The sequence below is a fragment of the Silvibacterium sp. genome, from assembly GCF_047605705.1.
Taxonomy (GTDB): Bacteria; Acidobacteriota; Terriglobia; order Terriglobales; family Acidobacteriaceae; genus Silvibacterium.
In genome coordinates, this window is record NZ_JASGFD010000044.1 from 1 (window position 1) to 14,168 (window position 14,168).

At 62.0% G+C, this 14,168-nt stretch carries 14 protein-coding genes; 6 read left to right on the plus strand and 8 right to left on the minus strand.

Features of this window, described 5'->3' with window-relative positions; all coding sequences use genetic code 11:
• Nucleotides 1-34: 34 nt before the first annotated feature.
• The 4 genes from QM649_RS15085 to folP form a co-directional block, all read right to left on the minus strand.
• On the minus strand, nucleotides 35-1,048 hold the full coding sequence (locus QM649_RS15085; protein ID WP_415199884.1) for a LacI family DNA-binding transcriptional regulator: 1,014 nt from the start codon (nucleotides 1,046-1,048) through the stop codon (nucleotides 35-37).
• A 141-nt stretch (nucleotides 1,049-1,189) separates the two neighbouring features.
• Nucleotides 1,190-3,427, minus strand: coding sequence for a GH92 family glycosyl hydrolase (locus QM649_RS15090; RefSeq protein ID WP_415199885.1), 2,238 nt, complete (start codon nucleotides 3,425-3,427; stop codon nucleotides 1,190-1,192).
• A gap of 54 nt (nucleotides 3,428-3,481) precedes the next feature.
• Nucleotides 3,482-4,477: a proline iminopeptidase-family hydrolase gene (locus QM649_RS15095; protein ID WP_415199886.1), complete on the minus strand. Its 996-nt coding sequence runs from the start codon at nucleotides 4,475-4,477 to the stop codon at nucleotides 3,482-3,484.
• A 43-nt stretch (nucleotides 4,478-4,520) separates the two neighbouring features.
• Nucleotides 4,521-5,414, minus strand: a complete 894-nt coding sequence (folP, locus tag QM649_RS15100) for a dihydropteroate synthase (protein WP_415199887.1) — start codon at nucleotides 5,412-5,414, stop codon at nucleotides 4,521-4,523.
• Between the two features lie 28 nt (nucleotides 5,415-5,442).
• On the opposite strand from folP, the gene dacB reads away from it, so the two are divergent.
• From dacB to QM649_RS15115, 3 genes are read left to right on the plus strand one after another with little or no spacing between them, the layout of a single operon-like run.
• Nucleotides 5,443-7,041, plus strand: coding sequence for a D-alanyl-D-alanine carboxypeptidase/D-alanyl-D-alanine-endopeptidase (dacB, locus tag QM649_RS15105; protein ID WP_415199888.1), 1,599 nt, complete (start codon nucleotides 5,443-5,445; stop codon nucleotides 7,039-7,041).
• Nucleotides 7,042-7,066: 25 nt separating this feature from the next.
• Nucleotides 7,067-7,429, plus strand: coding sequence for a c-type cytochrome (locus tag QM649_RS15110; RefSeq protein WP_415199889.1), 363 nt, complete (start codon nucleotides 7,067-7,069; stop codon nucleotides 7,427-7,429).
• A 10-nt stretch (nucleotides 7,430-7,439) separates the two neighbouring features.
• Complete coding sequence (locus QM649_RS15115) at nucleotides 7,440-7,820, plus strand: DUF2127 domain-containing protein (protein ID WP_415199890.1); 381 nt, start codon at nucleotides 7,440-7,442, stop codon at nucleotides 7,818-7,820.
• A gap of 7 nt (nucleotides 7,821-7,827) precedes the next feature.
• Here QM649_RS15115 and QM649_RS15120 read toward each other — a convergent pair whose 3' ends face one another.
• Nucleotides 7,828-8,223: a DUF3037 domain-containing protein gene (locus QM649_RS15120; RefSeq protein WP_415199891.1), complete on the minus strand. Its 396-nt coding sequence runs from the start codon at nucleotides 8,221-8,223 to the stop codon at nucleotides 7,828-7,830.
• On the minus strand, nucleotides 8,207-8,983 hold the full coding sequence (locus QM649_RS15125; protein WP_415199892.1) for a HipA family kinase: 777 nt from the start codon (nucleotides 8,981-8,983) through the stop codon (nucleotides 8,207-8,209). The genes QM649_RS15120 and QM649_RS15125 overlap by 17 nt, the downstream gene beginning before the upstream one ends.
• Nucleotides 8,984-9,083: 100 nt before the next feature.
• On the opposite strand from QM649_RS15125, the gene QM649_RS15130 reads away from it, so the two are divergent.
• The 3 genes from QM649_RS15130 to frr all read left to right on the plus strand — a co-directional run bounded on the left by QM649_RS15130 (nucleotide 9,084) and on the right by frr (nucleotide 11,426).
• Complete coding sequence (locus QM649_RS15130) at nucleotides 9,084-9,806, plus strand: phytanoyl-CoA dioxygenase family protein (RefSeq protein WP_415199893.1); 723 nt, start codon at nucleotides 9,084-9,086, stop codon at nucleotides 9,804-9,806.
• 28 nt (nucleotides 9,807-9,834) lie between these two features.
• Nucleotides 9,835-10,776: a lipoyl synthase gene (gene lipA / locus QM649_RS15135; RefSeq protein WP_415199894.1), complete on the plus strand. Its 942-nt coding sequence runs from the start codon at nucleotides 9,835-9,837 to the stop codon at nucleotides 10,774-10,776.
• Nucleotides 10,777-10,838: 62 nt separating this feature from the next.
• On the plus strand, nucleotides 10,839-11,426 hold the full coding sequence (frr, locus tag QM649_RS15140; protein ID WP_415199895.1) for a ribosome recycling factor: 588 nt from the start codon (nucleotides 10,839-10,841) through the stop codon (nucleotides 11,424-11,426).
• Between the two features lie 84 nt (nucleotides 11,427-11,510).
• Here frr and QM649_RS15145 read toward each other — a convergent pair whose 3' ends face one another.
• Both QM649_RS15145 and QM649_RS15150 read right to left on the minus strand, forming a co-directional pair.
• Entirely contained in the window at nucleotides 11,511-11,783 is a 273-nt protein-coding gene (locus QM649_RS15145; RefSeq protein WP_415199896.1) for a hypothetical protein, read from the minus strand.
• 247 nt (nucleotides 11,784-12,030) lie between these two features.
• Nucleotides 12,031-13,938 (minus strand): AI-2E family transporter, encoded by a 1,908-nt coding sequence (locus QM649_RS15150; RefSeq protein ID WP_415199897.1) that lies wholly within the window; start codon nucleotides 13,936-13,938, stop codon nucleotides 12,031-12,033.
• Nucleotides 13,939-14,168: the final 230 nt, after the last annotated feature.

Here is a 14,168-nt window from a genome sequence, read left to right on the forward strand (position 1 = left end):
ATCAATAATCTCCCTCTAGAAGCTAGAAGCTGCTTTATTTCCCTACGGTCGAAGCGCGCGCGATCAGTTGCGGCTTCATGCGGATCTCTTTTTCCACCTGCCCGGCTTTTCCTGCGATGACGGCCAGCGCGATCTGTGCGGCGCGTTCGCCCTGCAGCGCGCTCAGCTGGTCGACGGAACTCAGCGGCACATCGAGATAGGGGGCGAGGCGCAGGTTGCCGCAACCGATCACGGCCACATCTTCCGGCACGCGCAGCCCGTGCGCGCGGATCGACGCAATGGCGCCGACAGCGGTGAGGTCGTTGTAGCAGAAGACTGCGTCCGGTCTTTCCGGTAGTTGCAGCAGCTGGTTCATGGCGTCGCGGCCTGTCTGATCGCCCACATCTTCGAGGCGCGCACGCTTGATCGCCAGCTCTTCGCGGAAGGGCAGGCCATGCGCCTCGAGCGCGGCGCGATAACCCGCGAGGCGGTCCGCAGCCGTGCTCATGCCCTCGCCACCGATGTGCGCAATCTGCCTGCGGCCAAGGCTGATGAGGTGCTCGGTTGCGATGCGGCCGGCCTGAAGATCGTCTGTGCCGACAAAGTGTGCATCCAGCTCGGGCAGCAGGCGGTCAAAGAGCAGGAAGGGCCGCTTCGATTCGATCAGGGCGGCAAACCCTTCCGTGCTCGATTGGCAGGATGCGATCAGGAGCGCATCTACGCCGCGTCCCAGCAGCTGATCGATCTCTTCGCGCTCCATCTCCGGATCTTCCTCCGCAGAGGCCAGGATGAGCTGGTAGTTTCGCTGCCGCAGCGCCTTGCTGAGGCCTTTTGCAAATTCGGCGAAGAAGGTGTGTACGAGGTCCGGCACGATGAGGCCGACGGTGAAGCTCTTGCCCGAGGCGAGTCCGCGCGCCAGCATGTTTGGCCGGTAGTTCAGCTCTTCCACGCGCTTGAGCACGCGCTGGCGTGTTTCTTCGCCTACGTCGGGCTTGCCACGCAGCACCTTGGAAACCGTCACCATCGATACTCCAAGGTCTGCCGCAATATCTTTCAGCCGAACTGCCACGATGCTATCCCCAGATCCTTAACAAGATGGAAGTGATTATACGGAGGCCGCATATCGTCTGGCTTTGCCGCAGGGCGTTCTGTGTTCATAACGTCAGTCCGTGCTTCATTCGGTTTCGATCGGTATAAGCCTGCGAACGTGCTACTCGACAGGCGCAGGCCTCCAGCTGCTGCCCCACTTCGAAGGAGTAGCGCCCATCACGAAGTGGAGCGTGCCTCCTGCCTGGATCTGCTCCCAGGTGAGGACGGGGATATCGAGCGGGCGTCCGTTGAGCGTGGCCGATTGGATATAGATGTTCGTCGCTGAGTTATGCTCGGCCTCCACGCGAAAGGTTCTGCCGCTTGCGAGCCGCAGGGACATTGCTGCATAGAGTGGGCTGCCGATCATGTAATCGCCGCTTGCCGGGTTCACCGGATAGAAGCCGAACGCGGTAAAGAGCAGCCAGGAGGACATCTGTCCACAGTCGTCATCGCCATCGAGGCCGCCCTGATCGTAGCCGTATTCCTTTGCTGCGATCTCGCGCACCTTCGCCTGCGTCTTCCATGGCTCGCCGCCGAAGTCGTAGAGATAGCCGTAGTGATGGCTCGGTTCATTGGCGTGAAAATTGTGGCCGCCTTCGAAGTGCGCATCAAGTTTTGCGTCGTAGGCCCTGGCGCCACCCATCAGAGCCAAGATGCCGGCCTGGTCGTGCAGCGGAGACCATGTATAGACCCAGGCATCGCCCTCGGTCCAGCCCGGCCCGCCGCTGTTCGAGTGTGAGTCGCCCATCTCGCCGAGCGGAGCCCATGATCCGTCAGAGAGCTTTCCGTTCATCAGGCCCACAGCAGGGTTGTAGAGGTGGCGATCGTTCAGCGAGCGGTGCAGGAAGAAGTGATAATCGCTTTCCTTGCCGAGGACCTTTGCGACCTGCGCGACGCACCAGTCGTCGTAGCTGTCCTCGAGCGTGCTGGAGGAGGCTTCGGCCGTCTTGTCCGTGGGGATGTAACCGAGCTGCTTGTAGTAGGTGAGGCCGGCCCGGGCTTCATAAGGGGTATGCGGCTCGCGGTCGTACCAGCGCCGCGTGGTATCGCCGTCGGGAGGCGTCATCGCGTCCTTGTAAACGGCCTGCCACGCCACGTCGCGATCGAAGCCGTGAAAGCCCTTACGGATTGCCTCGGCCACCAGTGAGTCGGCGTGTGTGCCGATCATGATGTTCGTGTAGCTCGGGTTCGGCCATTTCGGCATCCAGCCGCCTTCCTTGTAGTCCTGCAGCAGCGCGGTGATCATGCCGTCCACTCGCTCAGGCGCCATCAGCGTGAGCATGCTGTTTTCGGCGCGGAAGGTGTCCCATATGGAGTACGCGGTGTAGCTTTCGCCGTTGTGAATCGTGTCGTCGAAGGCGCTGTAGTAGCGGCCGTATTCGGAGAAGATGCGTGGATAGAGCAGCGCGTGATAGAGCGCGGTGTAAAGCCGAGACTTCTCGCGGTCGCTTGCGCCATCAATCTGCAGGAGACCGAGCTTGTCTTCCCAGGTCTTGTGAAGGCGCGCACGGGCTGCATCGAAGTTCCAGTCCGGAAGTTCGCGGCGGAGGTTCGCTCGCGCCTGGTCGATGCTCAGGAACGAGGTGCCGATGCGGACATCGATCTCCGCGCCCGGAGCGAACTCGGCATAGGCTCCGCGGCTGGTTGCGGCAGAGGCATCGTCGAGCCCATAGGTCTTCGCATCCCGCCATGCCTGACGAAATTCGATGACGAAATAGCCGCGGAAGTTCGGCAGCGCGAAGGGACCGAGGTTGCGATCGACACGATCAGGGTTGTAGCCGGAGATCTCGTGCGTCTTCGCATCGACAGTCACCATGCCTGCGATGCCCGGGCGCGATGCTTCGACGAGAAGCCGCGAAGGCGCGCCTTCAGGAAATCTGAAGCGCATCTGCGCGCAGCGTTCCGTCGCCGTCATCTCGGATTGGATCGTGCCGTTCTTCGATTGCAGCGTGACGGTGTAGTCATCGGGGTGCGCGGATTCCGATGTGTGCTGATAGGGCAGGGCTCGAGCTTCGGGCGATGTCGCGAGCGGCCCGGACTCGGGCATCACGGTGAGATAGCCATAGTCACCCATCCAGATAGCAGGCTGATGCGTGCCCATGAAGCCGGAGATCGTTGCATCGTCGTAGTTGTAGGAGACGACGCCGAGCTTGTTCTGCCGTGTCTGCGGCGTCCAGTTCGTCATGCCGAAAGGCGCGGTGACGAATGGCATGGTGCCGCCGTACCCGATCGCGCTGTGCTGCGTGCCGAGCAGCGGATTTACGTAGGAGACGGCATCATGACCGCCGCTTTGCGCGGCGGCAAAGGGCAGCAGAGAAGTGGCAAGCGTGATGAGCAGAGGGGCGCAGCGCAGTCGCATTGGCATCGCGCCAAAGTATAAAGACTGCGCCACGGCAATGACAAAGCGCGGAGCCTACTTGTTGTTCACGAACTTCGCCACCGCGTCGTTCCACAGGACCGGCTGATCGACGAAGGCCATGTGCCCGCTGTTCGGCAGCAGGATCAGCTTCGAGCCTTTGATCTTCGCGTTCATCTCCTTCGACATCGAGGGGTCGCACTCGTCGTGATCGCCGGCGATGATCAGCGTCGGTACCTTGATCGTAGGGAGTTTGTTCACATATTCAACACTTTTCAAGTTGCCGTCGATGACGAATTCTCCATCTGAGCCCCACATTTCGCGATAGACATCCCAGGAGATTTCGGTGTCCTGCGAGCCGGGGTCGTAATTCGGATCGGGCCGTGCGCCGTAGAGTTTTGAAAAGTATCCATCACCCCATGCGAGGTTTGCGTAGGCCTGCGGGTATCGCCCGTGCTCCCACGGTGCTCCTTTGCCGAAGAGGCCGGCGTGCTCGAGCGCGGTGGCCAACGCCTGCCGGTTCGGCGGCATCTGGCTCTTGATCTTTGCCAGCGCCTGGTTCATCTCCGTGGTGCTTGCGAAGGTCGAGGCCAGCACCAGGTGCGAGAGGTGATCCTGGTACTTGAGCGCGTAGGCCTGCGCCAGCACGCCACCGTAAGAGTGGCCGAGCAGGCTGATTTTGCCGAGCCCGAGCGCTACCCGCACTGCCTCTACATCGTCCGCCATATTTTCCACGGTGTACTGGTGCGGATCGGCCAGCTTCTCCGAGCGCCCGGAGCCGCGCTCATCGATGAAGATGAGCTTGTTAGTGCGCGCCAGCGGCAGCAGGTAGGGCAGGAAGTAGTCGTGCGATTCGCCCGGGCCGCCATGCACGATCAGCAATGGCGTGCCGCGTCCGATGGTCTGGTAGTAGATCATCGCGCCATGCGCGTCTACGTATCCCTCGGTGATGGGATACACCGCGGGCGCAACAGCGCGATGCGTCTGGGCGTAGGTTGCGGGTCCGGCAAGTGAAAGAAGAGCGAGAAGAGCGGCGTAAGGGCGCATTCTCATGGTGCGGTCATCATACGGCACTCATCCGGTGCGACGCTTGCCGTTATGCGTATTCGAGTATGGCGTCGGCGATCCGCGCGGCTTCCGCCATGGGGCGCACTGCATGTACGCGCACGATATGCGCTCCGGCGAGAATGGCTGCAACATGCGCGGCCACGGTTGCGTTCTCGCGAGCCTCGACCGGGGCATCCGCACCGCTGTGGAGATCGGCCAACCGGCGCCCAAGAAACGACTTGCGCGAGGCGCCTACGAGCAGGCCACAGTCGAGGGCGCGCAGTTCGCCCTGGTGCGCCAGCAGCGGGTAATTTTCTTCGAAGGATTTGCCGAAACCATATCCGGGATCGAGGACGATATGTTCGCGTGAAACGCCTGCGGCTTCGGCCTCGCGCAGCCGGGTAGCCAGTTCGTGGGTCACCAGCGGCGTTACCTCCTCGGGCATGAGCGGAGGAAGGCTACGCCAGTCCTCCGAGCGGCCGCGTGTGTGCATCAGGACGACGCCGCAGCGTAATTCGGCGCAGGTACGAGCCATGGCTTCATCCCACTGGAAGCCGCTGATGTCGTTCACGATCTCCGCGCCGGCTTCGATGGATACACGCGCGGTCGAGGCCTTGTAGGTATCGATGGAGAGGATGGCATCCGGCCGCTCGCGCAGGATCGCCTCGATGACCGGCAGCAGGCGCTCCTGCTCCTTGTCCGCGGAGACTTCGGGATGCCGGCCGGGCCGCGTCGATTCGCCGCCGAGGTCGAGGATGTCGGCGCCTTCGTCCAGCATGCGCAGCCCGTGCTGGACGGCGGTCTCGACAGAGACGTAGCGGTTGCCGTCAGAGAAGGAATCCGGCGTGATGTTGAGGATGCCCATCACCAGTGTGCGCCGGCCCAGTGGCAGGCTGCGCGTGCGGAGTTTCCAGTCGAAGCGATCGCGTGGTGCAAAAGGCATCTGTAGCCATGCTACACTCCGCGCAAAGATGAAACTTCGCTGCTCCGCATCTCTCGCCGCCTCGTTGTGCCTGCTGCTCACGCTGCCCGCCTCTGCAGCTTCGCGGCATGCGAAGCCCGCCAGCCACAAGCAAAGCGTCGGCACTCTGGGCGATCAGATCAGCGCCATCCTGGCCGATCCTGCTGTCTCCCGCGCGCACTGGGGCATCTCGGTGACGGATGCGAATGGCGCGCCTGTCTTCGGTTTGAACGATGGCCAGTTCTTCGAGCCGGCCTCGAATGCGAAGCTGCTGGTAACGGCAGCAGCGCTGGCCTTGCTGCCTCCACAGGCAACATGGACTACGGCGGCTGTGACGGCGGGGCAGATCGATGCAACAGGCACGCTGCACGGCAACATCTCGCTGCTGGGCGCAGGCGATCCTACGATGTCGGGCCGTGCGTATCCGTATTCCGAACATACGGAAAGACCGAACGCGCCGCTCGCCGCGCTGGAAGCGATGGCCGACCAGATTGCGGCGAAGGGAATTCGTCACATTGACGGTGACATATTGGGTGACGACTCGTGGTTCGTGCACGAGCCCTATGCTTCGGGATGGGCGTGGGATGATTTCGACTGGAGCTACGGCGCGCCGGTCTCCGCGCTGACGGTGAACGACAATGTTGTCTACCTGAACATCGCACCGAATCCTGCATCGAGTGGCGGCACGCCGTCGTGGAATCCGGATACTCCGTACTACACGCTCGAAAATTCACTCGCATTCACGCCAGGCAATGCGACGGCGAGCACGGGAATCGACCGGCCTGTGGGCTCGAAGGTGGTGCGGCTCTTCGGCACGGCGAACCAGGGCGGCGTGCATGTCGCGTTAGCCGTCGAGGACCCCGCCGAGTATGCAGCCACGGCGCTGCGGCAGATGCTGCTCGCGCGCGGCATCACTGTGACGGGCAATGCCCGAGCGCAGCATCGTCTCTCGATCGACACGATGGACTTTCGCGCCGAGGTAAACCAGCCGCTCGTGCTGCACCCGCTTTCGATGACGACCATCGAGCCGCCCGCGACGGCGATGCAGGTGTTGGCCTCGCATGTATCGGTGCCCTTCGAACAGGACATCACGGTGACGAACAAGGTCAGCCAGAATCTGCACGCGGAGCTCTACCTGCGGCTGCTCGGACGCCTCGAGGGCGGTGATGGCTCGCTTGCGCAGGGGCTGCGCGTGGTGCGGACATTTCTGACGACAGGCGGAGCCGCAGGCCCTGCGGTCGATCCGGGAGACATCATCTTCTATGACGGTTCGGGACTCTCGTCGCAGGACCTGATTACGCCTCGCGCGTTTACGAAGCTGCTGAGCTGGGCAGCGACGCAGCCGTGGGGCGCGGAGTATCGCGCAAGTCTTCCGGTGGGCGGTGTGGACGGCACGCTGGCCAGTCGCTTTACAGAACCAGCGCTGCGCGGCAAGGTCTTCGCCAAGACGGGTACGCTCTCCGAGGTGCATGGGCTTAGCGGCTATCTGATCGCTGCCAGCGGACGCACACTGACCTTCTCGATCCTTTGCAATGACCGCACGCCGACGGGTGAGGCCGCGCGCGTGGCGATGGACAGGATTGTTGCAGCCATCACTGCCGCTAATTGAAAGCGTTGGTATTATCGGAGGCAGATTGTCACCCCGGCCCTTACTCTCGCTCGCTGTCCTGATACCGCTCGCAGCCTTCACCGCTGGCTGCGGCCCATCGCTACCGCCCTCGAAGCCCCTGGCGCAGCTCTCACCGGTGGAGAGGCAGGGCTATGACATCTACCAGACGCGCTGTGCCGGTTGCCACTATGCCGAGTCGCAGAGTTCGCTGCATGGCCCTGGCCTGCAGGGGCTCTATAAAAAGCGATTCCTGCCTAGCGGAGCTCCGGCGAACGACGATCGCGTGACGGATGCCATCCGCAATGGGCGTGCTCTTATGCCGCCCTTCCGCAATAATCTTGACGACAGCGATCTGAACGCGCTGCTGGCCTATCTGCACACGCTCTAAACGAGTCTCCATGACCGAGTCCACGCCGAAACCGTCCACTTCTACGAACATCAAATCTGCGAATGCGAGCGCCAGCCTGCTGCCGGGTATGGCGATCGTCTGCTTATGGATGCTGGGCGAGTGCGCGCTGGGGCTCTTCGGCGTGATCACGCACCACCTGCCGCCGATCGCGCTGCTGGTGTCGGTTGCGTTTGCCGTGGCTGCCAACGGACTGCTCAAGCTGCGCCGCTGGGGATGGGCGCTCACGCTCGCAGCCGTCTTCCTCTCGCTTTGTTATGGTTGCTTCCTGCTCTTCCGCTTCCACCAGGGGCCGATGATCGTGATGGTGGTGGTCAACCTGGTCTTCTTCCTCTATCTCATTCGGCCCGAAGTGCTGGAGCGGCTGAAGTAGCTCTCTGCTACTCGGGTAGAACCAGCTGCCGGTAGAGCCTGTCTAACCGTTCCTCCACGGCTTCGCTGCTGCCATCGCTGCAAATGCCTGTATGCACAGGCGACGTCTGGATCATGGTGCTGCGCGGCGATGTGATCCAGTGAAATCTTTCGCGCAGCGAGAGGGAAGCGATCTCTCCCTGCGATTGGCCTGCGCACACTCGCACCACGGCATCGGCGTGTTGCTGGACGAGGGCAATATCCAGCGAGGGCCATAGCGCCTGCAGACGCGCTGCGTCGACATGCACCTTCGCCTGGAGAAAACGCCGCTCGAGGCAGAAGACGATCACCCCGATGTTTACGAATTCCTGGCGCTCCACGCGTGGCACCACGCGCAGCACGGCGTAATCAAAGGAGACGGTCATGGCTGCGTATCGCCTCCTCTTCAAAATTGGCTGAGGCCGAGAGCCTGCGCGTCAGGTATTCGAGGTAGTCGTTACGCCGCTCCTGTGCGCTCCGCTCACCGCTCTCAATCCACTCGTCCGGGACCAGAGCGAGAATCTCCCGCAGGGCATCTGTGTCCAGCAGCGACTTCGCCTTTGCCGCGGCCGCCGGAATGGCGCTGGCCCACGGTAGCAACAGATGTTTCGCCACTTCGGGGAATGGGGATTCCGCCTTGGAGGCTGCGCTCTGCCAGTTGTGATGAAAGTAGAGTGCCGCGCCCTGATCGATGAAGTGCAGAGAACGATGCCACACGAGCAGATTCGGATTGCGGGCGGTCCGATCGACATTCTGCACGAAGGCGTCGAACCATATGGCCATCGATGCGACCTCTGCGGATGCTGTATCGCCGGCCTCACGGTCGAACATGATCGATCCGGGCAGGTAATCGAGGCCAAGGTTCAGGCCGACGCTGGCTTTCAGCAGGTGACGGATTTCGGCGTCCGGATCGTTCCGGCCCAGCGCGGGGTCTACTTCGACAAACACCAACTCCGGAACCGCAAGGCCCAGCCTGCGCCCGATCTCTCCGGCGACGAGCTCGGCCACAAGGGCCAGCGGCCCCTGGCCCGCTCCGCGAAACTTGACAACATAAAAGCCGAGGTCGTCGGCCTCGACCAGTCCCGGTAAGGACCCACCCTCACGCAGCGGCAGCGCGTACCGCGTGGCCTGAACTGTACGGATCATCGGCTCATTGTAACGAAGGGGGGAGGATGCATTCGTTGTTGCCGTGTCATCGATGCCCGATCTTCGTCGCGATGTTTCTGCAATAATCGCAGCAAACGCCATGCCAATGCTGCCTTCCGACGCACTTGACCAGATTGGGTCTGATGGATTCCTCGTAGTGGAAGAGGTGTTTCCCTCTGACCAGATCACCTCGCTTCGTGAAATTGCTGTTGAGCTGGCAAAGGATGCGCCTTCGCGCCGTATCGGTGGCGCCCGGAATATCCTGACCGACGAAGTAATTGCGCAACTTGCTGTTTCCGAACCCCTGCGCAACCTTGTCACGCCGATCCTTGGGGCGGGATGGCGGCCAGTGCGTGGCATCCTCTTTGACAAGATCGCAGAGGCAAACTGGAAGGTGCCATGGCATCAGGATCTGACCATCGCAGTTCAGGAAAGAATGGACGCTGAAGGTTTCGGGCCGTGGTCGATCAAGGCCGGGATCGTACATGTGCAGCCGCCGGTTTCGATCCTCGAGCAAATGGTGGCGGTGCGAATCCACCTCGACGATTGCAGTCATGACAATGGCCCTCTTCGCGTCATTCCGGGCTCGCACAGGTTTGGACGCATTCCAGAAGCTGATATCGAGCGTTATATCGGGCCCTGCGAAGTGACCTGCACGGTCGGTGTTGGCGGAGTCCTGCTCATGCGTCCGCTGATTCTCCACGCCTCTTCGCCCGCGGTCTCGCCAGCTCATCGGCGCGTGATCCACATCGAGTATGCGGATTGCGATCTGCCACAGAGGATGAGCTGGCAGGCAGTAGATCCATTCCGGGTAGCCAGCTAGCCCCTCCGCCCGTTTACAATAGACGGTTATGGCTACCGCACCGAATCAGCCGGATCTGGCTGGGGATCTTGTCCAGATCAATCTTGCACCGCGCAAGCCCGCTCCCAAGCCCGATTGGCTCAAGGCGCGCGCCCCGGTAGGCGACAACTACCACAACCTGAAGAAGCTGGCCCGCGAGCTGAACCTGCACACGGTCTGCGAGTCCGCGCACTGTCCGAATATTGGCGAGTGCTGGAACCACAAGACGGCCACCTTCATGATGCTCGGCAACCTGTGCACGCGGCGGTGCGGTTTCTGCGCGGTGCCCAAGGGCAAGCCCGAGCCGATCGACATGGACGAGCCGCGCCGCGTGGCCGAGGCCGTCGCGCAGCTGGGGCTCAAGTTTGCTGTCATCACCAGCGTCAACCGCGATGACGATATCCTCGGCGGCGCCCGCGCCTTCGCCAAGGTGATCGAGGAGATTCGCAAGCAGGCTCCCGGCTGCCAGGTGGAAGTGCTCATTCCCGACTTCCAGGGCAACGAAGAGGCCATCCGCATTGTCGTCGACGCGCATCCGGAGATCCTCAACCACAACACCGAATCGGTGCCGCGTCTCTATCGCGCCGTGCGTTCGGGCGCGCGCTACGAGCGTACGCTGCGCCTGCTCGAGTTCTCGAAGCAGCTCGACTCGACCGTGGTGACCAAGACCGGTGTCATGGTTGGTCTCGGCGAGGAGATGCACGAGCTGATCGACGTTTACCGCGATCTTGCGAACGTCGGCACGGACGTTCTCACCATTGGCCAGTACCTGCGTCCCTCGAAAGACCACCTGCCGATGACCCGTTATTACACGCCCGAGGAGTTTGCCTTCATGAAGACCGAGGCGCTCGCGATGGGCTTCCGTCACGTCGAGTCCGGTCCGCTGGTGCGTTCGTCGTATCACGCGCACGAGCAGGCAGACTCGGCCAACGGGGTGCGCCTGCTGGTGTAAGACCAGGCCGCCTCGTACAATCAACCTTGGCAATTTCAGCAACCTGAAGGACGAAGACCAACATGCCTCCTGCCGTAATGGCGAACATCGCCGCCCTCAAGGACAGCTACCTGCAGCTCAAGTCCCGCATGGACAAGGCCGTCGTTGATTTCCAGGCGAACCTGGCCTCCACGCGCACCGGCCGCGCCTCCATCCAGATGCTCGACCAGATCCGCGTCGATTACTACGGCACGCCGACGGCGCTGAGCGCGGTCGGGCAGCTGACCACGCCGGACGCGAACATGATCGTGATCCAGCCGTGGGAGACCAGCCTCATCGGTGAGATCGAGAAGGCCCTGCGCGCCTCCGATCAGCACTACAACCCCCAGAATGACGGCAAGGTCGTGCGTGTGCCGATTCCGCCGATGACCGAGGAGCGCCGCCGCGAGGTCGTCAAGCACCTCAACAAGGTGCTCGAAGATCACCGCACCGCGGTCCGCAACATCCGCCGCGATGGCAACGACGTCATCAAGAAGGCTGCGAAGGACAAGCTGATCTCGGCGGACGAGGAGAAGCGCTCGCTCGACGAGATGCAGAAGCTCACCGACGAAGAGATCCGCAAGATGGAAGAGATGTCGAAGAAGAAGGAAGCCGAGGTCATGCAGGTCTGACCTGCAGGCTTAAGCGGAAAAAGCAGAACGGGCGCGAATTTCGCGCCCGTTCTGCTTTTTATGAATGAAGACGAAAGAAGGGAACTACGAAACCCGGCGAAGCGGTGCGCCGCCGAGCATGGCTGCGCCGGAAACCATCGCGGAACCGCGCCAGGCCGGCACGTTGAACGGATGGGCAGGGTGAGCGGAACGGTCGTCGCCCGAAAGATGATGATCCTTGAGGGCGCTTTCCACTTTACGGACTGCTTCTGCACGCTCTTTCTCGGACGGGCGCTCGAAATAGAGCTTGTACTGGTGTCCGCATACGGTGCAGGCGATATCGGCAGAGTCGTTGGATGCCACGCAAAGAACTTGCATAGTGTTTCTCCCTGGGCTTTTGGGTTAAGACAAAACTTGTTGTTGCTGACAGAGCTAAGGTAGGGCCGAGCACGAGAGGCTGACCATGCTACTTCTGATCAGATGCGCTACAACTACCTAAGTGTAGCCTTACACGAAGGTGGCAGCACCAGCGAAAACGCCGGTCTGTGCGCCACTATTAGCTATTGTCTCATTTGAAGATAAAGGTTTTGTATATAGCGTCCCGAATAGGAACGCTCGCGCGGTGTTAACCCCGGGAAGCTGCATCGAAGTTGTGCGGAAGTGGGGCGGCGCTGGTGCGAACCCAGTCAAGACCATCCCGCAGTTTGCCCGCTACTACCTCCGGACGGCTGGCCCCGAAGCGCTCCCGCAGGGCATCTTTATCGCCGCCTGAGCCCCACAGGCCCACCAGGATACGATTCTCCGGCAGGCTCTCACGCAGGCGAACCGCCAGCTTGCGCGCGTGTGCGAAGGCGAAGGGAGGCACGGCGGAGACGCAGATGATGGTCTCCGGCTCCTCGGCCAGCCGCTCCAGGATCTCGCTGGAAACGGCGCTGCCGGGCAACAGGAGCGTCTTGTGTCCACACTGCTCGAGCAGCTGCGCGAACATGGTCGCGGCGATCTCGTCGGCCTGGTCGAAGGCCGGTATGCAGACGACCGGCGAGGCGTGATCGATAACGCTGTCCGGCGGGCACGCGGGGTCGAGATTGGTGTGGTTGCGAAAATCAGACAGCTCGGCGATCAACTCCGTTGCGCTCTGGAAGAGATAGGAGGCGCGCATCTCGTCGAGCACGCCCTTGTGGCGATCCTGCTCGGTCATGGTCAGCGCGGGCATCACGACGCCGTCATAGAGATCGACGAGGGAATGCGTCTCCAGGAAGCGGTCGGCGATGTGGTGGGCCTCGGTCTGGTCGGTAGCCAGCAGTCGCTCGTAGAACTTCGCCTCGGGCGCAAGTTCAGCTTCATCGCCCAGCAGAATGTGCAGGAAGGACATCTGCGGCAGATAGCGGCCGAGCACAATGAGGCACACGGTCAACGGAGTCGAGACGACCAGTCCCGGCCAGCCCCACAGCAGCGTCCACACCATGGCCATGGCCACCAGAGCCAGCGCGGAGATGCCGGTATGGCTGCCGTAGAGATGCGGCTCGACGAAGTTCGAAATGACGATCTCCATCACCGCGAAGAGCAGGAAGACCCAGAGCGCGTGCCACCAGGTGGTGAAGATGGCCAGCGTGTACAGCAGCGTCGCCGTGCCGACGATCATGGTGCCCACGTAAGGCACCATGCGCAGGATCGCGAGCAGCGCGCCCCATAATGTGGCGTTCGGCACATGCAGGAGGTAGAGTCCCAGCGCGAAGATCGCACCGTATCCGACATTCACGAGAACATTGACGACAAGAAAGCGGCTGATGCGTGCGGCTGCGTCGTTCAATGCCTGGGTCATCAGGTTCAGGCGTCCGAAGCCGGCCAGCAGTAGCAGGCGATTGCGCAGGTCTTCGCGCTTCACCAGCATGTAAACGGTGAAGATGAGCACCATGCCCAGCGTGCCTACCGGCTTGAGCATGGGCGAAAGGTATTCCGAAACGTACTGCCGGCTGGTTTCGTCCGGAGGAATCACGGAGACGGGGACGGGCTTGCCCAGCTGCTCTTCTTCGAGCTTGCGTTCTGCCAGCTCGCGCGCCCGACGGGTGCTGCCGTGAACGAGCGACGGCGTGACCGGCGCGGACGGTGCCGTCTGATCCTTGGGCTTTTCTCCTGTGAAGGCTGCGGCGATGGCACGCAGGCTGTTGAGCGTCTGCCCGACCTGTCCATCGGCGGGCGTATGCAACTGCTCCATCTTTTCCTGGATGTTGTCGGTGTAATTGGGCAGGTCGTTGACGACGCTCAGCACCTGCCGGGTGACGATCCAGCCCACGCCGCCGACGATGCCTGTCGTGACGGTAAGCACCAGAATCACTGCCGTAACCCGCCGCAGCCGCAACCGCTCGCACTGCATGACCGCCGGAGCCAGCAAAAAGTTCAGCGTCAGCGCCATCGCCAGCGGGATCAGGATTTCCCGTGCGAAATAAAGCCCGGCCAGCACCAGCGCCAGCAGGATAATCGGCTCGCTGGTGAGCAGCCCCCGGCGCGGCCGGGAGACAGAATTCGAATGCATAAACGTTCGACGGACCTCGTGCGAGGAAGACGCGTTGCTGGTGAGATGCGCTCGGCCCCCGATCTCACCGACCTCAACGATACCGCCGCTGAAAGAAAGACCACAACCTGGCGGGAGAGCGCCGGGGAGTCATCAGGTCCGGGAACCATCGGGCTGCAATGCGCGTATTCTGTGGCAGGATTCCATACGGCCGCCGACACCATCCATGGACACGCATCCGGCCCGTATAT